Origin of the sequence: Alcaligenes sp. Me129, assembly GCF_050487245.1 — a bacterium.
Classification (GTDB): Bacteria; Pseudomonadota; Gammaproteobacteria; order Burkholderiales; family Burkholderiaceae_B; genus Alcaligenes; species Alcaligenes phenolicus.
Window position 1 is genome coordinate 83447 of sequence record NZ_JBKQGX010000016.1, and the last position, 22920, is coordinate 106366.

Annotated in this window: 24 protein-coding genes; 9 read left to right on the plus strand and 15 right to left on the minus strand. The window is 56.3% G+C overall.

All coding sequences use genetic code 11. The annotated features are described in order from the left end of the window. The first annotated feature begins 3 nt into the window (after nucleotides 1-3). Entirely contained in the window at nucleotides 4-945 is a 942-nt protein-coding gene (gene fmt, locus ACLPGZ_RS15620) for a methionyl-tRNA formyltransferase (protein ID WP_115634831.1), read from the plus strand. Nucleotides 946-961: 16 nt separating this feature from the next. On the opposite strand, the gene ACLPGZ_RS15625 is transcribed toward fmt, so the two are convergent. The 8 genes from ACLPGZ_RS15625 to ACLPGZ_RS15660 all read right to left on the minus strand — a co-directional run bounded on the left by ACLPGZ_RS15625 (nucleotide 962) and on the right by ACLPGZ_RS15660 (nucleotide 9038). Beyond that, the gene (locus ACLPGZ_RS15625) at nucleotides 962-1897 is read right to left on the minus strand and encodes a DMT family transporter (RefSeq protein ID WP_060186528.1); all 936 of its coding nucleotides are present in this window, start codon (nucleotides 1895-1897) and stop codon (nucleotides 962-964) included. Nucleotides 1898-1967: 70 nt separating this feature from the next. Continuing rightward, on the minus strand, nucleotides 1968-3323 hold the full coding sequence (locus ACLPGZ_RS15630) for an amidase (RefSeq protein WP_083055271.1): 1356 nt from the start codon (nucleotides 3321-3323) through the stop codon (nucleotides 1968-1970). Nucleotides 3324-3365: 42 nt separating this feature from the next. Continuing rightward, the gene (locus ACLPGZ_RS15635; protein WP_009460123.1) at nucleotides 3366-4049 is read right to left on the minus strand and encodes a DUF2848 domain-containing protein; all 684 of its coding nucleotides are present in this window, start codon (nucleotides 4047-4049) and stop codon (nucleotides 3366-3368) included. A 33-nt stretch (nucleotides 4050-4082) separates the two neighbouring features. After that, a complete protein-coding gene (locus tag ACLPGZ_RS15640) occupies nucleotides 4083-5366 on the minus strand; it encodes a TRAP transporter large permease (RefSeq protein ID WP_035268536.1) in 1284 nt (427 codons plus the stop codon). Further along, a complete protein-coding gene (locus ACLPGZ_RS15645; protein ID WP_009460121.1) occupies nucleotides 5363-5983 on the minus strand; it encodes a TRAP transporter small permease subunit in 621 nt (206 codons plus the stop codon). The genes ACLPGZ_RS15640 and ACLPGZ_RS15645 overlap by 4 nt, the downstream gene beginning before the upstream one ends. 91 nt (nucleotides 5984-6074) lie before the next feature. Beyond that, nucleotides 6075-7121 carry a TRAP transporter substrate-binding protein gene (locus tag ACLPGZ_RS15650; protein WP_009460120.1) on the minus strand — a complete coding sequence of 349 codons (1047 nt, stop codon included), beginning with the start codon at nucleotides 7119-7121 and terminating at the stop codon, nucleotides 6075-6077. Nucleotides 7122-7236: 115 nt separating this feature from the next. After that, nucleotides 7237-8040, minus strand: a complete 804-nt coding sequence (locus ACLPGZ_RS15655) for a putative hydro-lyase (RefSeq protein WP_026483783.1) — start codon at nucleotides 8038-8040, stop codon at nucleotides 7237-7239. 98 nt (nucleotides 8041-8138) lie between these two features. Then, the gene (locus ACLPGZ_RS15660; protein ID WP_009460118.1) at nucleotides 8139-9038 is read right to left on the minus strand and encodes a LysR family transcriptional regulator; all 900 of its coding nucleotides are present in this window, start codon (nucleotides 9036-9038) and stop codon (nucleotides 8139-8141) included. Nucleotides 9039-9162: 124 nt separating this feature from the next. Here ACLPGZ_RS15660 and waaC point away from each other — a divergent pair, with 124 nt between their 5' ends. Together waaC and ACLPGZ_RS15670 are read left to right on the plus strand one after the other, a co-directional pair. Further along, the gene (gene waaC / locus ACLPGZ_RS15665; protein WP_239054995.1) at nucleotides 9163-10164 is read left to right on the plus strand and encodes a lipopolysaccharide heptosyltransferase I; all 1002 of its coding nucleotides are present in this window, start codon (nucleotides 9163-9165) and stop codon (nucleotides 10162-10164) included. 185 nt (nucleotides 10165-10349) lie between these two features. After that, on the plus strand, nucleotides 10350-11675 hold the full coding sequence (locus tag ACLPGZ_RS15670; RefSeq protein ID WP_083055277.1) for a 3-deoxy-D-manno-octulosonic acid transferase: 1326 nt from the start codon (nucleotides 10350-10352) through the stop codon (nucleotides 11673-11675). Nucleotides 11676-11830: 155 nt separating this feature from the next. Here ACLPGZ_RS15670 and ACLPGZ_RS15675 read toward each other — a convergent pair whose 3' ends face one another. The 4 genes from ACLPGZ_RS15675 to ACLPGZ_RS15690 form a co-directional block, all read right to left on the minus strand. Next, the gene (locus ACLPGZ_RS15675) at nucleotides 11831-12040 is read right to left on the minus strand and encodes a cold-shock protein (RefSeq protein ID WP_026483779.1); all 210 of its coding nucleotides are present in this window, start codon (nucleotides 12038-12040) and stop codon (nucleotides 11831-11833) included. A gap of 254 nt (nucleotides 12041-12294) precedes the next feature. Then, nucleotides 12295-13125, minus strand: a complete 831-nt coding sequence (gene galU / locus ACLPGZ_RS15680) for a UTP--glucose-1-phosphate uridylyltransferase GalU (protein ID WP_035268525.1) — start codon at nucleotides 13123-13125, stop codon at nucleotides 12295-12297. Nucleotides 13126-13468: 343 nt separating this feature from the next. Continuing rightward, a complete protein-coding gene (locus ACLPGZ_RS15685; RefSeq protein ID WP_083055279.1) occupies nucleotides 13469-14305 on the minus strand; it encodes a type III pantothenate kinase in 837 nt (278 codons plus the stop codon). 38 nt (nucleotides 14306-14343) lie between these two features. Further along, on the minus strand, nucleotides 14344-15213 hold the full coding sequence (locus tag ACLPGZ_RS15690) for a biotin--[acetyl-CoA-carboxylase] ligase (protein WP_009460113.1): 870 nt from the start codon (nucleotides 15211-15213) through the stop codon (nucleotides 14344-14346). A gap of 57 nt (nucleotides 15214-15270) precedes the next feature. Between ACLPGZ_RS15690 and ACLPGZ_RS15695 the strand changes: the two genes are divergently transcribed. From ACLPGZ_RS15695 to lipB, 5 genes are all read left to right on the plus strand, one after another. Next, nucleotides 15271-15921, plus strand: a complete 651-nt coding sequence (locus ACLPGZ_RS15695) for an alpha/beta hydrolase (protein ID WP_021447090.1) — start codon at nucleotides 15271-15273, stop codon at nucleotides 15919-15921. A gap of 125 nt (nucleotides 15922-16046) precedes the next feature. Continuing rightward, complete coding sequence (locus tag ACLPGZ_RS15700) at nucleotides 16047-17276, plus strand: D-alanyl-D-alanine carboxypeptidase family protein (protein WP_239054996.1); 1230 nt, start codon at nucleotides 16047-16049, stop codon at nucleotides 17274-17276. A gap of 24 nt (nucleotides 17277-17300) precedes the next feature. Further along, complete coding sequence (locus tag ACLPGZ_RS15705; protein ID WP_035268519.1) at nucleotides 17301-18173, plus strand: D-amino acid aminotransferase; 873 nt, start codon at nucleotides 17301-17303, stop codon at nucleotides 18171-18173. After that, nucleotides 18170-18442, plus strand: coding sequence for a DUF493 family protein (locus ACLPGZ_RS15710; RefSeq protein ID WP_009460108.1), 273 nt, complete (start codon nucleotides 18170-18172; stop codon nucleotides 18440-18442). The genes ACLPGZ_RS15705 and ACLPGZ_RS15710 overlap by 4 nt, the downstream gene beginning before the upstream one ends. An 18-nt stretch (nucleotides 18443-18460) precedes the next feature. Further along, entirely contained in the window at nucleotides 18461-19123 is a 663-nt protein-coding gene (gene lipB, locus ACLPGZ_RS15715) for a lipoyl(octanoyl) transferase LipB (RefSeq protein ID WP_226349790.1), read from the plus strand. 72 nt (nucleotides 19124-19195) lie between these two features. Here lipB and ACLPGZ_RS15720 read toward each other — a convergent pair whose 3' ends face one another. After that, nucleotides 19196-19987 (minus strand): enoyl-CoA hydratase, encoded by a 792-nt coding sequence (locus ACLPGZ_RS15720; protein WP_009460106.1) that lies wholly within the window; start codon nucleotides 19985-19987, stop codon nucleotides 19196-19198. 199 nt (nucleotides 19988-20186) lie between these two features. On the opposite strand from ACLPGZ_RS15720, the gene lipA reads away from it, so the two are divergent. After that, nucleotides 20187-21191, plus strand: coding sequence for a lipoyl synthase (gene lipA / locus ACLPGZ_RS15725; protein WP_021447088.1), 1005 nt, complete (start codon nucleotides 20187-20189; stop codon nucleotides 21189-21191). A gap of 215 nt (nucleotides 21192-21406) precedes the next feature. On the opposite strand, the gene ACLPGZ_RS15730 is transcribed toward lipA, so the two are convergent. Next, on the minus strand, nucleotides 21407-21760 hold the full coding sequence (locus tag ACLPGZ_RS15730; protein ID WP_239054997.1) for a hypothetical protein: 354 nt from the start codon (nucleotides 21758-21760) through the stop codon (nucleotides 21407-21409). A 30-nt stretch (nucleotides 21761-21790) separates the two neighbouring features. Next, nucleotides 21791-22585, minus strand: coding sequence for a uracil-DNA glycosylase (locus ACLPGZ_RS15735; protein WP_239054998.1), 795 nt, complete (start codon nucleotides 22583-22585; stop codon nucleotides 21791-21793). Nucleotides 22586-22920 lie beyond the last annotated feature (335 nt).

Genomic DNA, 22920 nt, shown 5'->3' on the forward strand with positions numbered 1-22920 from the left:
GCCATGCGTATTGTTTTTGCCGGCACTCCGGATTTTGCCCGTATCGCCCTGGAAGCCCTGTTAGCGCAGGGCTTTGATGTTCCTTTGGTCATGACGCAGCCAGACCGTCCAGCTGGCCGTGGCATGAAGCTCAGTCCCAGCCCGGTCAAGCAAGCCGCTGTGAACGCTAATATCCCGGTGCTGCAGCCGCACAGCTTGCGTCTGGATGGCAAGTATCCCGAGGAAGCAGCCCAGGCCCGCCATACCTTGCTGGATTTACAGCCGGATCTGATGGTGGTGGCAGCCTACGGCCTGATTTTGCCCAAGTGGACTTTGGAGCTGCCGCGCTATGGTTGCTTCAATATTCATGCCAGCCTCTTGCCTCGTTGGCGCGGTGCGGCACCGATCCAGCGTGCGATTCAGGCGGGTGATGCGGCCACGGGCATTACCATCATGCAGATGGATGAAGGCCTGGATACCGGCGATATGCTGGTGCGCAGCGAGCTGGCGATTCGTGATGATCACAGTGCCGCAACCCTGCATGACGATTTGGCGCAGCTAGGTGCACAGGCCTTGCTGGAAGCCTTGCAGCAAGTGCGTGATGGCACCTTGCAGGCGACTCCCCAGCCAGAAGAAGGCGTGACCTACGCCGAGAAACTGTCCAAGGCCGAATCGGTGCTGGATTTAGGCCAACCGGCCAAGGAACTGGAGCGCCGTATTCGCGCGTTTGACCCAGTGCCTGGCTCCACCCTGTCCCTGCCCGGTTTGGAGCAGCCCGTGAAGGTTTGGCGCGCTCAGGCGCTAGAGCAAAAGCATTCAGCAGAACCTGGTGAGGTTCTGAACGTCAGTGCCCAAGGCATTGACGTGGCTTGCGGGGAAGGTGTGTTGCGTTTGCTGGAGCTGCAAAAAGCCGGTTCCAAGCGTCAGCCCGTCGCCGTCTTTGTGCAGGGCTGGCAGTCTCGCTAAGCCTTGCCGCCTGGACTCAGGCGCCAGATCTGTTCTGGCGCCGCCACTCCAGAGTCCCAATCACAATGCCGCTGGTACACACCACGGCAATCCCGATCCAGGTAAAGACATCCGGGAACTGACCCCAGATCAGCCATCCCAGCGCGGCTGCGGCCACAATTTGCAGATACACAAACGGGGCCAGCAAAGACGCCGAGGCGCGTTGATAGGCCTGGATTTGCAGCAGGTGGCCCAGACAACCCCACAGTCCGGTCGAAATCAGAATCAACCATTGGAAAAAGCTCAGCTCTTTTAAGGCAGGCAGGGCGGCGGGCAGTAAAAAGGGTAAGGCAATGGTCAAGCAGATGCTGCCGACTGCACCGCTCCAGATCAGGGTGGTCAGCGAATTGTCCACGGCCACGCGACGTGTTGCGATAAATTGCGTGGCGAACAGACAGGCGGTCATCAAGCCAAACAGCACCCCTATTGGGTGCAGGCCAGCGGTAGGCCGGATGATGATCAGCACGCCCAGAAAGCCGACTCCGGCAGCTACCCAGCGACTGATGCGCGGTGGCTCTTTCAGAATCCAGGGGGCGACAGACAGCACCAGCAAAGGGGCCAGAAAGTTGATGGAGGTGGCTTCGGCTTGAGGCAGATAGCTCAAGGCGTTGAAAAACGAGAAGGTGGACAGCATCATCACTGTGCCACGCAAAATTTGTGCTTTGGGGCGGGAGCTGCGCAGGATCTTGCGGCCCTTGACCGGCAAGACCAGCGCCAGCACTAATCCCAGATGGATGACGTAGCGAAACCAGCACATCACCAGCAGGGGCACGCCAAAGCCCATGATCCATTTGCCGCTGGCATCCAGACCCGACAGGGCCCAGGAAGACAGAATCAGAATGAGCACCCCCGCCAAGGGAAAGACCGTGGGTGTCAGGGTCTGGGGCAAGGAGGAGGACTGGGGTGTGCTCATGACAGGCTCCTGACGAAAAGCACAAGGACGGCCGGATGGCCGTCCTGGAAGGAACGTAAATCTTACTGGATTAGCGTTTGCGCAGGGGTAATACCCGTTCGATTGCTGAACCTACTGCCAGCAGATGTTCGTCGTGGTAGGCAGGGGCTGCCACCATCAGGCCCACAGGGGCTTCATCAGCGGCATGACAAGGCAGCGACAGGGCGCAGCCGTCCAGGAAGTTGATCAGGGTGGGGTTGCGCAGGACCAGGCCGTTAGTGGCGAAGTAGACGTCGTCCGACTCTTTCAGATCGGCAATGCGGGGAGCGACAACGGGCACGGTAGGCATCAGGACGGCGTCGTAGCGCTCCAGACGGCTTTCCACCGCGCTGATCCAGGCCTGGCGGGTGTCTTGCAGTTCGATGTAGTCGGCGCAATCGATGTCCTTGCCGCGCAGGATGCGGGAGGCCACGCGTGGGTCGTATTGCTCGCCCTTGCCTTGCAGGGTGTCGCGGTGCACGGACCAGGCTTCGGCGCAGACAAAACCGCCTTTGCGGTTGATCTGCGGCAGTTGGTCAAACTCGGGCAAGTTGATTTCCTCAACCACAGCGCCTTGCTCACGCAGCAGGGCGATGGCACGGTCAAAGGCGGCGCGCACGGTTTCATCAATGCCGTCAAACACAAAGGTCTTGGGCACAGCCAGACGCAAGGTGTCCAGGGCAGGTGTTGCCACGGGCACATAAGGCTGGTCGGTCAGGATGGAGTCCACAATGGCGCAACACTCTACCGAGGCAGCCAGAGGGCCATTGGAGTCCAGGCTGCGCGACAAAGGCATGGTGCCTTCGCTGGGAACGCGCTCAGCGGTGGGTTTGAAACCGGTCAGGCCGTTAAAGGCCGAAGGAATACGGATGGAGCCGCCCGTGTCGGTACCAATGGAGAAAACCGACATGCCTTGAGCGACGGCCACGCCGGCGCCGGAGGACGAACCACCCGGGATGCGGGCATTGTCACGGTCCCAGACGGAACGAGGCGTACCGTAGTGGGGGTTGATGCCCAGACCGGAGAAGGCAAACTCGGTCATATTGGTGGAGCCGATCAGAATGGCACCGGCGCGCAGCAGGCGCTCCACAATGGTGGCGTTCTGTTCGGCCGGTTCGGCGTCTTTCAGTACAGCCGACCCACCCAGAGTGATGTAGCCTGCGATGTCATGCAGGTTCTTGACCGACATGGGCAGACCTTCAACCAGCGAGCGGCTCAAACCGGCAGCGCGCAAAATGTCGGAGGCTTTGGCTGCGGCCAGAGCCTGTTCAGCAAACACTTCGATGAACGTGGCAGCGCCGTCACGGCTTTCGTCCTGGATACGGTCCAGGGCTTGCTGGGTCAGTTCGACCGAGGTGGTTTCGCCACGATCAAGAGCACGTTGCAGTTCGGTAATAGTCGCTAGCATGGGTCACTCGCAAAATAAATGGGTGGGGCGGGCTGGGCCAGTTTAGGCTACTTCAGGCAGGATTTCGGTTACGTAGGTATGACGGATGCTGCGTTCGCGGCGGGGGTCATACAGTTCCATGGTGAACTGGGTAGCAGGGCGAATGCCACCAATGGCACCCACGGTACCGCAGGTCATGCCAAAGCCTTCAGGCATGGTGGTGGACTGGAAGTAGCCTTCGATCAGCTCCAGCGGGTTCTTCAGGGTGGACAAGGGGCCATCCTGGTACAGGACTTCCTTGCCGTCTTCCTGAATGTAGGCGCGGATGATCAGCTCGTCCCAGTAGTCGGCCACATCGCTGAACAACCAGGCTTCGCGGGCAACGGGCTTGGCGCAGATCTGCTTGGACAGGGCCACGCTGTGGGCTTCCAGCACGCGGTCCGTGTGGTCCGAGGCCAGGCTGACCAGCAGGCGGCCCTGGTGGTTGAACACAAACACTTCGGTCTCGCCGGACGAACCGGAGCCCACGACCTGGATGTCGGCATCCTGGATCATCTGGTTGGCGGCGATGCGGTAGTACAAAGGCACCGAGCTAGGGCGTGGTACGCCCAGTTCGGCCAGCTCTTCAATGTGGTGCTCGATGGCAGCCAGATCGCGGCCAGCCCAGCCGGCCACGATGCAGTGCTGCAAATCAGCTTCGATGATTTCAGTGTGGGTGGCCTGGGCCAGTTCAAAGGTCAAACGCATAGCAGTACTCGTTTACTCAAAGACAGATTGGGATTAACCGAACAGGCGTGGCAGCCACAAAGCCAGATCTGGGAAGATAGCCAGCAGGCCCACCATGGCCAGCAGCATGATCACAAAGGGCAGGCTGCCAATCATGACGTCATTCATGCTGCCGCTCTTGCGCAGGCTCTGGACCACAAACAGGTTCAGACCAACAGGCGGAGTGATCAGCGCCACTTCCACCAGAATGATGATGGCAATACCCAGCCACACCGGATCAAAGCCCAGGGCGATCATGATGGGAGCCACGATAGGGATGGTGGTGATCATCATGGACAGGGTTTCCATGAAGCAGCCCAGCACCAGGTAGAACACCACAATGATCAGCAGCATGACCATGGGCGAGACACCCAGGCCCGTGATGGCATCGGTCAGTGCGTTGGTCAGGCCGGTGGCGGCCATGACAAAGTTCAGGAAGGCCGAACCGATCACGATCAGCATGATCATGGCGGTGGCTTTCATGGTGCCTTCCAGCACTTCCTTGATCATGTTCCAGCTCATGCGGCCCGAGAAGGCAGCCAGAATCAAGGCGCCGACCACACCCAGGGCAGCAGCCTCGGTTGGAGTGGCAATCCCGGCGTAAATCGAGCCCACGACCAGCAGGAAAATGCCCAGTGGTGGAACCAGATGCACCAGGCTGGCAAAACGCTGGCCCCAGGAGGCCTTGATCTTCGCACCGCCCCATTTGGGTTTGACCATACATGCAGCAGCAATTGCCAGCATGAACAGCAAGGCCATGCCCAAACCGGGGATGATGCCGGCCAGGTACAGTTTGGGCACAGAAGTATTGGTCAGTACGCCGTAGATCACCAGGTTGATCGAAGGCGGGATCAGAATGCCCAAGGTACCGCCAGCGGCCAGACTACCCAGGAACAGAGGCTCGTTATAGCCTTGTTTCTTGATTTGCGGCAGGGCCACGGTGCCCACGGTGGCAGCAGTGGCCACGCTGGAACCGGAGGTGGCGGCAAACAGGGCGCTGGCACCAATGTTGGCGTGCATCAGGCCGCCGGGCAGCCAGGACAGCCACAGGCTCATGGCGTTGTACATACGTTCAGCCATGCCCGAGCGCAGCAGGATCTCGCCCAGCATGATGAACAGGGGAATGGCCACCAGCAGGAACTCGTTGCTGGTGCCCCAGGAAATTTCACCCAATGCGCCAGTCAGGGGCAGCATGGAGTACAGCGGGTCCAGAATCAGGCCCAAAACACCCAGGGCAGCGCCCACGGGAATGCTCAGTCCGATCAGAACGAGCAAGAGAGTCAGTGCGGTTGTAATCATTTGGCGTCTCCTTGCACCATGCGTTTGCCAGCCTCGGCTTCTTCAGAGGCTTCTTCCTGGGTGCTGCGGATACCGCACAGGGATTGGATCCCGGCCAGGTCACCTGTAATCAGGGCCAGGCTGGAGCGCAGCAGCATCAAGGCCAGAACGACGCACAACCAGATCAGGCCACCCACCCACAGAAACTGGGGAATCCACAAGGGAGTGCCCATGGCGGTGTTGGCGGTGGACTGGTTGGTCCAGGACAGGCCAGCCACGTCGGTGGCGTACAAGGTCAGGTAGACGATGAAAACAGACAGGGCCACCAGAGCAATCCAGTCCAGCAGGGCAGCCAGACGAACAGGTAAGTGCTGATAGATGGCGTCGATACGGATATTGGCCCGTTGCAGGGTGGCAAAGGACAGTGCCCAGGAAATGCTGATGGCAAAGGCATAGCCGGACAGTTCATCCGAGCCGCCCAGAGAGCTGCCACTGAATTTGCGGAACAGGACGTCCGCGGTGATGTAGAGGGCGCTGATCAATGTCAGGCTGCCTGCGAACCAGATGGCGACGCGCGACAGGGATGTGGCGGCGGACAGCAAACGGTTCAGCATGGCGAATTTTTCGGTATTTTCCATGATGTCTACCCCGTACAGGGTCTAGGAGGGAGGGGCCTGGGGTACAGGCAGCCTGCCACCGTGAGTCTGGTGGCAGGCAGGACGTACAGATTTACTTCTTGGCTTCGAAGCCCAGGATCGGGCTCAGGCTGGTGTTGAATGCAGCCACGGTGTCAGCAGCGCTACGCTCGGCCCACTTGGGAACAACGGTCTCGCTCATGACTTTCTTGAGCAGTTCACGGTCAGCGTCGGTAGGCTTGACCAGAGTCATCTTGCCTTTGACGGGCTGCGTGCAAGCGTCGGCGCCCGTGTTGCAGTCATAGCCTTCCTGTGTTTCCTTGGCAGCGGCCACCCAGATTTCTTCGGTCATGGCCTTGATGTTGCTGGCCAGGAACTCTTGAACTTTGGGGTCCAGCTTGTTCCAGGTGCCCAGGTTGGCTGCGTGAATCTGCTGGTTCCAGTTGATGGGCATTTCGTACAGCTTGGAGCTGACTTCGTACCACTTGGCCGAGTAGCCGGACATGGAGCCGGTAATGGCGCAATCGACCACACCGTTTTGCAGGGCAGGAACCACTTCACCAAATGGGATGGTTACGCTGTTGCCGCCCAGAGCCTGAACGAATTCAGCCTGAGTACGGCTGCTGGTACGCACCTTCTTGCCTTTCAGGTCGCTCAGGCCATTGAAGTTGCCATTGCAAAACAGAACTTGGGCGGGGTAGGTGGAAAAGCCCAGAACCTTGACGTTGCTCTTGGCGTAGAACTGTTCGTAGGCGGGAGTGAACGCGTCGGTCAGCTTCTTGGCCACTTCAATATCGGGAGCCAGACCAGCCAGGTCGATCGCTTCGTTAATGGAGTTGTCGCTGGCAAAGTAAGCCAGGGTGGCGGTACCGAAAGGAATCACACCTTGGCTGATCAAGCGCATGATTTCAGGACCTTTCAGGCCCATGTCGTTAAAGCCCTTGATATCGGCCGTGATCTGGCCGCCGGACAGCTCAGGTACTTTCTTGGTCCAGAAGGGCTGCTCGGTGTTCTGGTAGGCGGTCAGGTTGCTCAAGCCACCGACAACTTTCAAAGAAGTCTTGGGCAGTTCCTGGGCCATGGCAGCAGAGCCCAGGGCCAGCGAGCCCAAAGCCAGGGAGGTCAGTACGATTTTTTTCATAAGGTGCTCCTAATAGCGGTCCAGCTGTATGGTTGATAGAGTGCGCGCCCTTGTTGTCAGGGAGCTGCATATTGAAACCAAAGGGGCGACCGGTTTTGTGTCGGTCAAAACTTGCTTAAAGCGCGGCCAGCCGTGTGTTGGGCAGATCGGTAATCAACATATGGCCAGGGGCATGCGTGATACAAAACTGCGGCTTGGCCTGGGCAGCAACGGCTTGAGGGGTGACGCCGCAAGCCCAGAAAACGGGTAATTCGTCGGGGCCGACTGGCACTGCATCGCCATAGTCGGGTTGTTGCAGGTCGCTGATTCCAATCAGGGACGGGTCGCCGATATGAACCGGGGCACCGTGCACGGACGGAAAGCGCGAGGTGATCTGAATGGCGCGAATGGCATCGGCCGCACGCATGGGGCGCATCGATACCACCAGCGGGCCAGACAGGCGCTGTGTGCCCTGGGTCTGGATCGAACTGCGATACATGGGCACATTCACACCCGCGCTGATATGGCGCACATCAATGCCGTCGGCCAGCAGCGCTTCTTCAAAGGAGAAGGAGCAGCCAATCAGAAAGGACACCAGATCATCGCGCCAGACATCTTCGATGTTCAGTGGCTCGGCGCTGAGCTCGCCGTTCTGCCAGACACGGTAACGAGGGAAATCCGTGCGCAGATCAATCGAGCCACCCAAGGTTGGCACCTGAAACTGACCGGGTTCCGTCACGGCTAATAAAGGGCAGGGTTTGGGGTTGCGCTGACAAAACAGCAGGAACTCATCGGCCCAGTCTTTGGGCAGAATCATCAGGTTGGCCTGCACATAGCCTGCGGCCAGTCCTGCGGTAGGACCAGTATGAGTTTCTTGACGGATCAGCTCGCGGCATTTTTCAGCCTCGGGCGCCAGCACAGGCAGGGTTTGCAGGTTCATGATGACCACTCGCACAAAGGGGGTTGATCACAGCCTCGGATTGCAACCGATCAGATAATTTGTGTCCAATCGTATGTTTGAATCCTAGGCCATAACGATTACTTATCGGACTGCACGTATTGCTGGGCGATTTCTTGGGCGTGATTGGCCACGACGCGGGCAATATGACTGTCCGGAGAATCCATCCAGCAGGCAAAAAATTCGATGGCCGGCAGGGGTTGATCCACCTTCAAAAGGCGCAGTTTTCCCTCGGAAAGCTCGTCTTTTATGACCTCGGGAGCCAGCACGCTGGGGCCCATGGCATGACGCGTCATTTGCACGATTGTGCTTAGCGATGCACTGCCAAAAATACGTGGGGATTTGACGCCGGCACGCAGCAAAGCTTCGCGTGTGGCGAGGTAGGGAACGCTACCGGATGGATAGGTGATTACAGGGTAAACCCCTAGCTCGGAAACGCTGACTTTGCGGCCATGCAACTTCAATTCGGGACTGGCGACCCAGCCTAACTGATAAGCGCACAGTCGAATGCATTGTTCTTTGGGATCCTGGCCTACGCCCACAATCATGGCCATATCAATCTGGAAGCTGGCCAGTTGCTGGCGCAGCACGCTGGTGGTGTCGACATGAATCTCGATGACCAAAGCCGGGTATTCCTGATGCAGCTTGTCGATCAGCTCATGCAGCCAGGTCTGCACAATGGTTTCAGCCACCCCCAGACGCAGCAGGCCGCGGATGGCGTTCTGCTCTTTGGCGGCGCGCAGCATCTCGGTACGCAGATCCAGCATGCGCTGTGCGTGCGACAACAACTCCTGGCCTTTATCGGTCAGCTTGATGCCCCGGGCGCCCCGATCAAACAAGCGCAGCTCCAGACTGGATTCCAGTCCGGCGATACGCTGAGAAATAGACGGTTGGGTCGTGTTGAGTTTTTCGGCAGCTGCCCGGAAACCGCCAAGCTCGGCAACCCATACAAAGGCTTCGATCTGTTTGAGATCAATCATGTTTCCGGTCCAGAAAATAGGCAGTCTTATTATGCCTGATGGCAATTGGCGGGCATAAGTAGAGCAGGCGGATATTTTTCTGCATCTTTGTTTGATTGGACGCGGCCACCACTATAATTCGCCCATGACTTGCAAGATACTGATTGTGCGTACGTCCTCTTTGGGAGATCTGGTGCATATGCTGCCAGCAATCTCGGACATTGCACGCCATGTGCCCGGTGCACAAATTGATTGGCTCGTAGAAGAGAGCTTTGCTCAGATTCCGGGCTGGCATCCGGCAGTAAATGAAGTGATCCCGGTAGCGCATCGGCGCTGGCGCAAACAGTGGTGGTCTGCCCAGACACGCCAGGAACGCGCCGCCTTGCGCGAACAACTGCAATCACGCCAATACGATGTTGTGCTGGATATGCAGGCGCTGATGAAATCCATCTGGCTGGTACGGCAGACTAAAGGCCGTCGTCATGGGCTGGATTGGAAGTCGGCGCGTGAACCGCTGGCCTCGCTGTTCTACGATGTGCGTCATCGCGTCGGTTTCTGGCAGCCTGCTGTGTTCCGTCAGCGCAGCTTGGCCGCGTCTGCCTTTGGCTATCAGTTTGAAGGCGCTCCTGATTTTGGTTTGCAGGGTTTGGCCGCGCAATCCCCCAAGGACGAGGATCCTTACGCCATTATCATGCCGTCGGCCAGCCGCGATGATAAGCTCTGGGAGCCGGAGAACTGGCAACAGGTCTTTGATCGCCTGCAAGGGGAAGGGATGGCATTGCGCTTGTTGGCGGGCAGCCCTGCCGAGTCCGCCCGTGCCGAGGCGCTGATTATTGGTCGCAGCCAGGCTCAGGTGATGCCACGAATGGATTTGACGCCTATCGCTCTGCAATTGGCTGGAGCGCAAGTCATGGTGGGTCTGGACAGTGGTCTGACGCATTTGTCAGCCGGTTTGGGCCGTCCTACTATTGGTATCTATAAAGCCTCGACCCCAGTGCGTACCCCCCTGGAAGGTTCCGCTTACACCGCCAGCCTGGGCGAGCGTGGGCATCCTCCTTCAGCGGAAACGGTGCTCTGTGCCATCGATCAGGCGCTGGGGCGGACAGTAGTGCCGGAGGCGGCCTTGTTGGACGCGCCAAAAGGCTAGTTCGGGCCTGATCGCCAATTCGTTTTTTTGTCAGCCGGCTTTGTGCTTACAATACGCGATGCTAAGGGGCCTGCAGCCCCGCCTGGGTGCAGGCCCTTTGTCTGCCTGACATTATTTTCTATTCGTCTTCCTGGTAGCGCCGAGCGTGGCTTGGCTGCTGCTGATTTCGTACTGAGGCTAAGCGGGTGAACCGATTCTTCTATACCGCCTCTATTCGCATATTGGCTCCAGCCTTGATGGCCTGGATGGGCTTGCGTGCCCGTCGAGCTGGTGGCGAATGGCAGGTGTTATCGGGTCCCCGCTTTGGTTTTTATGGTTCGCTGCCTGCGCCCAGGAAAGCCCCGGTGTGGGTGCATGCGGTCAGCTTGGGTGAAACGCGTGCGGCGCAGCCTTTGATTCGTGCTTTGCTGGATCAGGGTGAGACGGTCCTGTTAACCCATATGACAGTTACGGGCCGTACAGAAGGTGCGACTGCGTTTGCGGCTGAGATTGCCAGCGGGCAATTGCTGCAACAATGGCTACCCTACGACTTTCCCGGCTCGGTACGACGTTTTTTCGCCCATTACCGGCCATGTGCCGGGGTGCTGATTGAACGCGAGGTATGGCCCAATCTGTTGGCTGCGGCACGCCGGCAAGGTGTTCCCATGATGTTGGCCAGTGCCCGGTTCTCGGAAAGTGCATTGCGTACCAGTCTGAAAGCAGGTTCGGTCATGCGAGAGGCCTATCGCTCCTTCAAGTTGATCTATGCACAAAGCCTGGCTGATGCACAGCGGCTGGAGTTGGCGGGCGCACAAGGCGTGCGCGTGTCAGGGAATCTGAAGTTTGATGTGGTTTTGCCACAGGACAAGATTGCACGTGGCCGTGGCTTTGCCAGTGACCTGGGACGGCGTGTGGTGGTGATCGCCAGTACGCGCGAGACTGAGCATGTCGATTTCATTGATGCCATTGCCCATTACCTGCGCCGTGAACGAGAGCATGGTAGCGAGCTGCATAGCCCAGTCCTGTTTGTTGTGATTCCACGTCACCCGGAGCGGTTTGAAGAAGCGGCAGATTATCTGAATCAGCTAGGTTTGCGTTCCGTGCGGCGTAGCGAGTTGCTGGAGCAGGGCGATACCAGCACCAGTGCGATCAAGGCTTGTCGTGAAGTGGATGTGCTGCTGGGCGACACCCTAGGTGAAATGCACTGGTATTACGGCCTGGCACGAGTCGCCATTGTGGCGGGCAGCTTCCAGCCTTTGGGCGGGCAGAACTTTATCGAGGCCTGCGCAGTGGGTGTCCCTGTGATTGTGGGCCCGCATACTCATAATTTTGCCCAAGCCATGCAAGATGCCATGCAGGCCGGCGCTGCGATACGTGCGGGTACGCCAGCCTTGGCGTTGCAGCAGGCACTGGAGCTAGTAGATGATCCAGCACGCCATCACAAAATGGCTGATGCGGGTTTGCATTGGGTTCAAATGCACGAAGGCGCAGTGCAGCGTGTACTTTCTGGATTGGCACAAATCCGCGATTAAATACGTGGCTGTTTATTAGCTAATAAGTATTTAGTTTTACGTGTTTTGGAATTTGTGGCGATTTGAGGACAACTCGTCTTGATTTGAATCAAGTTAAATAAAAAAGCCCGCATTTAGCGGGCTTTTTTGAGATCTAAAAACTAATCGAGATCGATTTACAGTTTTTGGATGCTCTTAGCTTGTGGACCCTTTTGGCCTTCAGCCGACACGTACGAAACGCGCTGGTTTTCTTCCAAGGATTTAAAGCCCGTGCCCAAGATGTCGGAATGGTGAACGAAAAGATCTTTGCCACCGTTGTCGGGGGAGATAAAGCCGTAGCCTTTTTCGTTATTGAACCATTTCACGATACCGGTTTCTGTTTGCATTTCCTGCATTCCCTAAAAATGACGAGCAATCTGCTCAAAAAAGATTGTCAAGATGTAAAAATCAGGGCAATGAGTATTAGAAACAATACCGTATTGAACAAACTTCGACGAACTTGAAATCCTGCACCGCCAATCGTAGGGGGTATTTAACCTGTAAGTCAAGCTAAATCGACCCTCTGCGTGGTTTTAAGGCAGTGTTTGATCAACAATTGCAACCAAGCTTGTTATCGTAACGGACCCCTCTGCGCCCCTCGTTAAAGTCCGTGGTATTTACGACCAAATTCAAGCGTAGCATGAAAGAAACCGGACTTGCTACCACAGTCGTAACGTGTGCCTTCATATTCATATGCATATACCGCACGACTTTCCAAAAGACTGGCAATTCCATCCGTTAATTGAATCTCTCCACCTACCCCTGCTTGAGTGCGTCGCAGGTGGTCAAATATTTCCGCTTCCAATACATAACGGCCTACAACGGCTTGTGTAGAAGGGGCTACTTCGGGTGCAGGCTTTTCAACAATTCCATTAAGTCGAGTTGCTTTTGAGTCGACTAAATTACCCGAAACAATTCCATATTTATTTGTTTCATTTCTATTTACATTTTGAGTTGCCACAATACTTCCGTTGTATTGATGCGCAGCCTCAACCAGTTGCCGCGATACAGGTGTGGTGGCGTCGATCAGGTCGTCCGCCAGCAGGACCAGGAAGGGCTCGTTGCCCACGATGGGTGCAGCGCACAGCACGGCATGGCCCAGACCCAGCGCGCGCGGCTGGCGGGTGTAAATACAGCTGACATGGCTGGGAATGATGTTTTGAACGGCATCCAGCAACTCCAGCTTGTTCTTGCCTTCCAGTTCGTGTTCCAGTTCCGGGATGCTGTCAAAGTGATCTTCAATGGCTCGCTTGTTGCGGCCAGTGATAAAGATCAGTTCTGTGACTCCAGCGGCGACAGCCTCTTCGACAGCGTACTGAATCAGTGGTTTGTCGACAATCGGCAACATTTCCTTGGGCATGGCCTTGGTGGCGGGCAGAAAACGTGTGCCTAGACCGGCGACGGGGAAAACTGCTTTGCGTATGGGTTTCATAGTGTCGTCAATCGAGGATCAAGGGGAAGCTGGCGTCGGATGGGCCGGGGTTCCAAGTTGAATGGTATCTTGGTTACGCTGCGAAAACTGTCTAGGCTCACGGCCTTGTTCGCTGGGGGGCGTGCCAAAAAAGCCTTGTCCAAAAGCCAGCAAGGCAAGGTTTGCCACCAGGATCAGTATGAAAAGCAGTCGCATCGCAAATGCCCTGAAAAATACAGTTCAACCCAAGATTGTACGGGTAGGGGAGTTTAAGTTCATCCGTTTTAATGCCAATCGTATCTATGGGTCACCGACAGTTCACGGGCGAGAGGGGGCAGAGGGACGGTTATAAGCTCGAATCGACTTACGGGTGCGCCGCAAACAGCGACAGACCCCGCAAGGCAGGAGTTTCCAGCTCGTGTAGATGGGGGGGCTCTATATTGAGCAAACGGCAATGATGACTTAATTGTTCTAACAGTTCTTGCTGCGCCAGTGCGCGGCCACCGCCCGCCAAAAAGACCAATGGGCTGTGTCCCAGATGCTGACGGCCTTTCTCCCATTGTCGCAACACGGCTCCGGCCTGTGCGGCAGCCACCCCGGTACTGATAGCTTCTTGAGTATTGCGTGGGAACGCCGCAGTTTGCCCATGCGCCTCGGGAAGCTGCGCCGTATTTTGCTTGAGTGAAGCCAGCATCAAGCTGGGACCGGGCAGAATGGAGCCACCTAAAAAGTGACGCACTCCATTTTGTGCAGGTCCCAGCAAGTCAATCGTGGTAGCAGTACCAAAGCTGATCAGCAAGGCGCCTTGGTCGACCGGGTATTCCTGGGTCAGCAAATCGCTTAAGCCTAATAAGGAGGCCCAGCGGTCGGCACCCAATTGGCCAGCCTGTTCATAATCGTTGTGCAGCCCAAAAGCCTGCTCTTGGGCCTGCAACCAGCGTACAGGTCCCAAGCCCAGACGGCTGACGGCCGCATCAATTTGCGCTTGGACCTGTGGCCCGGCCACATTCACCCCTAGTGCTTGTACACCTTTTTGTTGGGCGAATTCTTGCAGCGGGGCCTGGCCTGCCTCCAGCCAAACCGCCAATTGATCCAATTGGTCGGCATGCACGCTAACCGGCTGGCTTTCGCGCGCGCCGCTTAAAGGATGACACCACCCTAGTTTGATACGGGTGTTGCCAGAGTCGATGAGCAGGGTCATGCCGGATCGTCAGAGCTAAAAAGAGTGCAGTATAGCGATCAGCGGTGAGCGCGAACGGAAACTTCGCCCACTGTGACCGCACGTTCGGAACCATCGGGGTGGCGCAATAATAATTGCCCCGAGGTATTGATGCCCGTCACGATGCCTGTATGCAGGACTTGGCCATTGTCAATGATATGGACTTGCTGGCCAATTAGTGCGTCAACTTGCGCGTAGCGTGTAGGCAGATCAGCAAAACCGTGGGCTGTAACATGGTTCAGGCTCAGGTACAGGCTTTGCGCGACTTTGGCTACAAGGTCCGAACAGCGTGCCAGAGACGCTTGCTGGGAGTGTTCAGCAATGCTGGTCCAGTCTGCAATGGCGCGTTGCGTATTCTGGCTGATAGTCTCTGCTTCACGCAGGTTCAGGCCTATGCCGATAATCACCACATGATGGTCACTGGAGCTGGGCGCTGCACTGGCGCGGGTCGCCTCAACCAGAATGCCGGACAGCTTGGCCTGATCCCATAGCACGTCATTCGGCCATTTCATGGCCAGACGATTACGCACTGCCGGTTCCAGAAACTGGCGCAGCGCTTCCGTTGTTGCCAGACCGGACAGCGGCGAAAGAGTAGGCAGCTGCCGCGCAGGCAGAAAAATATCAAAGGCACAGGAAAACATCAGGTTTGCACCGACGCTGTTTTCCCACGTGCGTCCGGCACGCCCACGACCACGACTTTGCAGATGTGCGCCCAGCAACCAGGGACGCACACGCGGCCCGGACTCCTGACGAGCCAGGGCAAGCAAATCGGCGTTGGTCGATTCGGTCGAGTCTACCCAGCGTATCTGGGGAAAATGTGGCAAGCGCGTACGCAGCTCTGCCACCATATCGCGCGGGCTGGGTAGGGTGAATGCAGAAGAGGTATTCATGACAATCCGGTACACTGGATGAGTTAAACGTAATCTTATGTGATATTTGATCTGAGCATGTCTGAACGCGTAGATACAATCCAATTTTCCGGCCAGGCCGGTGTTATTGACTGTGCTCTGGACTGGCCAGCGGGCGAGCCCAAGGGTTGGGCCTTGTTGCTGCATCCTCACCCTTTGCATGGTGGGGCACGTAACAACAAAGTGGTGACAACCTTGTCGCGCAGTGCCACTCAACATGGTTTGCTGGCAGTACGCCCGGATTTCCGTGGTGTCGGAAAGTCTGCCGGGGAGTTCGATAGCAGCCGCGGCGAAACTGCCGATATGCTGGCTTTGATTGAGCAATTCCCATCACATTTCCCGCAGTGGAGTTCCGGCCCATCCATGCTGGCCGGGTTTTCATTTGGCACTGCAGTCGCTGCTCAAGTGTATGCCAGCCTGCAGGAAGCCCAGGCACCTTTGCCCGGCGCCTTCATCCTGACTGGTACTGCGGTCAATCGTTTCCGCTTCCGGGATGTCAGCCCTCCTGCCGATACCTTGCTAGTGCACGGTGAAACCGACGATGTCGTTCCCTTGTCGGAAGGCATGGACTTTGCGCGTGAGCATCAGTTGCCCATGGTTGTGCTGCCCGAGGCCGGCCACTTTTTTCATGGCAAGCTGATTCAGCTGCGTGAGTTGGTCAGCCGTCATTTGGCCGGGCTTGGAACCTAAGCCGGGTTTTGCTTTCAAATCGTTGCGTTTTCCTGTTCAGACTCAGGGGCTTTGCCCCTCACAGGCCCAGATGGCTCTGCCATAATGGGTTCTTTCCGCCACTGTCAAAGCAATCGATTTTTTCCATGACTTCTATTCAAAAATTTGCATCTCCAGTCTTCTCTCGTTGTGTGGTGGCACTTGCCCTGACGCTGCCTATGGTGGCTCAGGCACAGACTCAAACCCCTACCCCGACAGAATCGGCTCAAGTGCTTGGCGCTCAGACGCCTGCCTTGCCAGGTGATTTGTCCGTTGTACCCGCACCTAGCCTGACGGCACGTGCCTGGTTGTCCATGGACGTTAATAGTGGCCAGATCATCGCGGCAGAAGGGCTGAACGAACAGGTCGAGCCTGCCTCCCTGACCAAGCTGATGACGGCCTATCTGGTCTTTGATGCTCTGGAATCCGGTCGCCTGAAGCTGGATCAGACCGTTGTGATTTCGGACAAGGCATGGCGCACCGAAGGTTCGCGCATGTTCGTGAAAGTTAATTCGCAAGTGGCCGTGAATGATCTGCTGCAAGGCGTGATCGTGCAATCGGGTAATGACGCCTCTGTTGCCTTGGCCGAAGCCGTTGCGGGTAGCGAAGGTGCTTTTGCCGCCTTGATGAACGAAGAAGCCGCCAAGCTGGGGTTGACGGCGACGCATTTCAAGAACTCCACCGGCTTGCCTGATCCCGAGCATCTGACCTCGGTACGTGATCTGGGCGTGTTGTCCGCGGCACTGGTTGCCCGCTTCCCCCAGTATCTGCACTACTACAGCCAAAAAGAGTACACCTACAACAATATCAAGCAGCCCAACCGTAACCGCCTGCTGTGGCTGGACAATACAGTTGATGGTCTGAAAACCGGCCACACCCAATCGGCCGGTTACTGCCTGGTGTCGACCGCCTTGCGCGATGGCCGTCGCGTAGTGTCGGTTGTGGTGGGCACGGCAAATGACGCCGCTCGTACAGAAAACAGCCTGAAGCTTCTGAACTGGAGCTTCCAGAACTTTGAAACGGTCAAACTGTACGACGCCAGCAATCCTGCTGTCACCGCCCGTGTTTGGGAAGGTGAGGTCGAGAATGTAGGCCTGGGTACAGAAGGAGCCTTGTGGTTGACTGTTCCACGTGGCAAGTCCTCGGAAATCAAGCCTGTTGCCAACTATACCCAGCCTTTGCTGGCTCCGTTGAGCAAGGGTGACAAGGTCGGTACACTGACTTTGTCCCTGGATGGCAAGGTTTTGGCAGAGCAGCCTTTGCTGGTGCTGCAAGATGTGCCCGAGGCCGGCTTTTTTGGTCGTATGGCCGACAAAGTGCGCTTGATGTTTGAGTAATTCCTTGGTGCGAGGCTAAATCCTATGATTGCAGGCATTGACCCCGACAGCATTGTTTATTTGAACGGCGACTTTGTGCGCTTGGGTGAAGCGAAGATCTCGGTACTGGATCGTGGCTTTATCTTTGGCGACGGCATTTACGATGTCGTGCCTGCTTATCACGGGAAACCTTTTCGTATTGATGGGCACCTGGGGCGCTTGGAGCGCAGTCTGGCAAAAGTGGGCATCACCAACCCTTTCACTCGCCGTGAATGGGAAAAGCTGGTGCTGGATATGCTGGCCCGTTCGGGCCGGGGTGCCGACTGCATGGTCTACATTCAGGTAACCCGCGGTGTTGCCAAGCGCGACCACGCCTTCCCCAGCAATGTGCCGCCCAGCATCTTCATCATGGTCTCGCCCTTCAAGCGAGTGCAGCAAGAGCGCGAAACCGGTTTGAAGGCGGTGGCCATTGAAGATGAGCGTTGGCTGCGTTGCGATATAAAATCCGTTTCCTTGCTGGGCAATGTTTTGGCCAAGCAGCAGGCTCTTGAAGCCGGTGTGGACGAGGTTATTCAGTTCAGAGAAGGTTTTCTGACCGAAGGGGCCTCCTGCAATATCTGGATTGTGCGCGACGGTACTTTGCTGGCACCCATGCGCAACAATTTGATCCTGGAAGGGATTCGCTACAGTTTGATGGAGGAGCTGGCCGCCCAGGCGGGTATAGCTTTTCAGGCGCGTCAGATCTCTCGTGAAGAGGTCGACACTGCCGATGAAATTATGATGACGTCAGCCACCAAAGAGGTGCTGCCCATCGTTGTATTTAACGGTCAGCCCGTCGGCGACGGACGACCCGGCCCTGTCTTTGCCAAATTACGTGAAGGCTATGACAAGGCCATCAAGGCTGCGGAGCAAGCATGACAATTTCCCCCGAAGAATCGTTGATCGAATACCCCAGTGACTTTCCTATCAAAGTCATGGGCCAGACTCACGAAACCCTGCAAGACGAATTGCTGGCTATCGTGCTGGAACACGATCCAGGTTTTGACGCTGCCACCATTGAGGTGCGTCCCAGCAAGGCAGGCAACTACACGGGCCTGACTTTCACGGTGCGCGCTGTCTCGCGTGAGCAACTGGATAATCTTTACCGTGCCCTGCATGCGCATCATCTGGTGCGTGTGGTGATGTAAAGCAGGGATCAGGCGTTCATGTCCGACTCAGTTCGTATCAAGTGGTTTGAGCGGCCTAGCGCCTATGAACCTATCTGGCAGGCAATGCGCGACTTTACCGAGCAGCGCGAGGCGGAGACTCCTGATGAAATCTGGCTTGTCGAGCACACGCCTGTCTATACGCAAGGACAGGCTGGCAAGCCGGAACATCTGCTGAATCCCGGTGGCATCCCCGTGGTGCAAACCGACCGGGGCGGGCAGATTACCTATCACGGCCCTGGGCAGTTAATGGTGTACTGCCTGTTTGATCTGCGCCGGGTGGGCTTATACGTCAAAGAATACGTACGCCTTTTGGAAGAGGCTGTTATTGCTTGTCTGACGCATTTTGGTGTCGAAGGGGCTTGCTGCAAGCCAGGGGCACCGGGTGTCTATGTACCGCAAGGGGTGGCAAGCCAGGAGTTGGCCAAGATTTCCGCATTGGGGATCAAGATTCGCAATGGCCGCTCTTACCATGGACTGGCCTTGAATATAGGCATGGATCTAAGCCCATTTAGCGGCATCAATCCCTGTGGCTATGAAGGGCTGCAAACAACGGATATGCGTTCGCAAGGCGTTGTGGTCCCTATGGACGAGGTTGCACAGTATTTGTCTAATTATCTATCGCAAGCGATGGCTCTGCGCCTACAGGCAGCGGCAGCTTAAATAGCGCAGCGATAAAGCGCCGCATGTGGCGGCGCTCATCTTCATATTGTTATTTATTCGTCAAGTGCCGCCTCAGGTTCCGCTCCAGTGCGGCGCGCGTTTCTCGATAAAAGCATCAATACCTTCGCAGGCATCATTGCTCATCATATTGTCAGCCATGACCTGACCGGCGTAGTCGTAGGCTTGTTCAATAGCCAGGCTGCGCTGGCGGTAGAACATGGCCTTGCCTGCGCGGACGGCGACCGGACTCTTGGCCATGATGCTGTCGGCCAGTTTCTGTACGGTTTGATCCAGCTGGTCTTCGGCTACGGCGTAATTGATTAACCCCAACTCTTGAGCACGTTGGGCGCTGATAAATTCGCCCGTCATCAACATTTCCATGGCGGCCTTGGGCGGCACGCAGCGCGACAGGGCAACAGCGGGGGTGGAGCAGAACAGGCCAACGTTAATGCCGGAAACCGCAAAGCGAGTGGACTCGGTGGCTACAGCCATATCGCAGGTAGCAACCAGCTGACAGCCCGCTGCAGTGGCCAGCCCTTGCACACGAGCAATCACCGGCACGGGCAAGGCCAGCACACCTTGCATGACGCGGCTGCAGCGGCTGAACAGATCCCGGTAATAGTCGTGTTCGGGCTTGGAGCGCATCTGTTTCAGATCGTGCCCGGCACAAAAGGCCTTGCCTTCCGCCTGAATGATGACGCACTGCAAGCTGGGGTCCTGGGCCAGCTTGTCCAGAATGTGTTGTAAAGAGTCCAACACTTCTTCAGACAGCGCGTTGTACTTGGCGGGCCGGTTCAAGGTGATGCGGGCCAGTCCCTGATGCTGTTCCAGCAGGACGGGATCGGCGAGGTGCTCTTGTGACATGCAAGTCTCCGTACTTATAGTATGTGCAGGTTTTATTTTCGGGTGTTGCTGCATCGTTAAGTCGACCTCTATATTAGAGGGGTCTGGTACAAACTATCGCCCTTGTTCTAGGCGCTTGTAAAGCGAAGGGGCTACAATTGACCACTGCGCCCATCGTTTAGTGATGTTGCCCGCACGCTGTTTTTCTATTTAGACGCCTATGACCACCCCTACAGATACGTCCGTCGATTCCAAACCTACTGTGCGCCCTCGCGTTGTCGAATACGACGCAACGCAAAAGCAGAAGGCCGAGGCCAAGACCTCGCGCATTCCCATTAAGGTCGTGCAGGCAGAGCGTTTGAAAAAGCCTGATTGGATTCGGGTGAAGGCGGCTGCACCGAATTCCCGTTTCTACGAGATCAAGGAAACTCTGCGCGAGCACAAGCTGTTCTCGGTGTGCGAAGAAGCTTCCTGTCCCAATATCGGGGAGTGTTTTGGCAAGGGCACGGCCACCTTCATGATCATGGGCGACAAGTGCACACGTCGTTGCCCATTCTGTGATGTGGGCCATGGCCGTCCTGACCCGCTGGACGAGAATGAACCCGCCAACCTGGCCAAGGCCATTGGCGCCATGAAGTTGTCCTACGTGGTTATTACCTCCGTAGACCGTGACGATTTGCGTGATGGTGGCGCTGCCCACTTTGTGGAATGTATCCGTCAGGTGCGCGAGCATTCGCCAACTACGACCATTGAAGTGCTGGTGCCGGACTTCCGTGCTCGTCTGGATCGTGCGTTGGGGATCCTGAATGCCTGCCCTCCAGATGTGATGAACCACAACCTGGAAACGGTACCTCGCTTGTACAAGCAGGCGCGTCCTGGTTCGGATTACCACCACTCCTTGAAACTGCTGCAAGAGTTCAAGAAGTTGCATCCAAACATTCCAACCAAATCCGGTTTGATGGTTGGCTTGGGTGAGACCAACGAAGAGATTCTGGAAGTGATGCGCGATATGCGTGCTCACGATATTGATATGCTGACCATTGGCCAGTATTTGCAGCCATCCGGCCACCACTTGCCCGTGATGCGCTACGTGACGCCTGATGAATTCTTGATGTTTGAGCGCGAGGCCTATGCAATGGGCTTTACCCATGCGGCGGTTGGTGCCATGGTGCGTTCGTCCTATCACGCAGACCAGCAGGCGCACGCAGCAGGTGTGCAACCTTAAAGATAAGAGAACAGGTCTTTGTAAGACTTGGCTTTTATTTGAAGAACCCGGCCTTGGTGCCGGGTTTTTTTATGACTTCCGGGTTTTCCGGTGTTGTTGATCCGCGTCTGCCTGTTTTTTTACAGGTTCCAGGGCAGCCAGCGAGCCGGAGAGTCGTTAGCGGTTTTGGGGCATGTATCCCTGGCTGCCTGTATCAATTGCTTGCCGGTGTCTTTTTATTCGGACGGTGGGCTTTCTACTGCATCACTCTGGGCCTGGGCCTTGGTAGACAAGCTCTCTATATAAGGCTCCAGCACTTCGTCGTAATCTTCGACGCCCAGATACCAGGCCGTCAGACCTTTGTTGTCTTGTTTAAGATCAGTCCAGCAGAATAAAGAGCGATCAAAAGAGTCCTTGATGGTCTCGTTCACAAACTTGAACAATTCATCCAGCAAGGGCAGGCTGCTTAAGGGGACGGCAAATGGCGTTTCTCCCTGAAATTGCCAGCCATATTGTTCGAGCAGTTCGTTCGACCAAAGAGCATGTTGTTCTTGAGAGCTTAATTCTGGATTGGCAGGGCTTAAAGGCATGGTTCTGGATCAGGTAAGGGGAACGGATGGTCAAGCGCCAGTGGCAAACCATTGTATGGGAGTGACGCCTTGCTCTTTGAGCCACTCATTGGCTTGCTGGAAATGACCACAGCCAATAAAAGGAACAGGGGGGCGGCGAGCAGCCAAGGGGGAAGGGTGATTGGCCTTCAAAATCAGGTAAGGATGCTGGGAGTGCTGCTGAATCAGTGCTTCTTTGGCTTGGGCGTGAGCACCCCACAACATATAAACAATAGGGCGTGTAGTCCGCTGGGCCAGGTTCATCAGCAGGGAGTCAGTAATCTGCTCCCAACCTTTCTTGGCGTGAGAGGCAGGCAAACCATCTTCTACAGTCAGCGATGTATTCAATAGCAAGACACCTTGTCGACCCCAGTTGCTCAGATCATGACTGCTTGGCAAGGTGGTGTCGGGATATTCCAGCTCCAGCTCTTTAAAGATATTGCGCAGACTGGGTGGGGCCGGGCAAGTGTCAGGCACGGAAAATGACAATCCCTGCGCCTGATTGGGACCGTGATAAGGGTCCTGGCCCAGAATCACGACGCTGACTTTCTGCAATGGCAGCAGTTCCAGTGCGCGGAAAGGGGCGGCCGGGTAAATAGAGGCGCCATCCTGGCACTCCTTGTCCAACCACTTGGCCAGAGTTGTCAATATGTCTTGCAGTTCCGGGTGATCCAATGTTGCACGCCAGTCGCTGGGAAGGCGGGCAATTTGATTCAGGATGTTCTCGGTCAGGAGATTGCCGGAGAGTAGTTCCTCGCCAATCAGGCTGAGCTGTGCCGCAGGGGCTTGAGAAGATGAGCGGGCCATAGTCTGCATACAGAGTTATTTGTCTGCCTATTGTAATAGGGGGCGATGTGGCTTACCTATCTGCTTGGATGGGGTGTCTATATAGAGAGGGGTTTGTGGGTCAAGAGTAGGGCGATTGGTATGCCTCTATATATAGAGGGACGACTGACTCTCTATATAGAGTGTTGAAGACCAGGTTCTAGATTAGCGACCCATGGTGATAGCCGGGTCTTTGTGCAGCCTTCCCCAGGATCGCAACTGCATTCTTATCTGGTCTGTCTGTCTGTCTGTCTGTCTGTCTGTCTGTCTGTCTGTCTGTCTGTCTGTCTGTCTGTCTGTCTGTCTGTCTGTCTGTC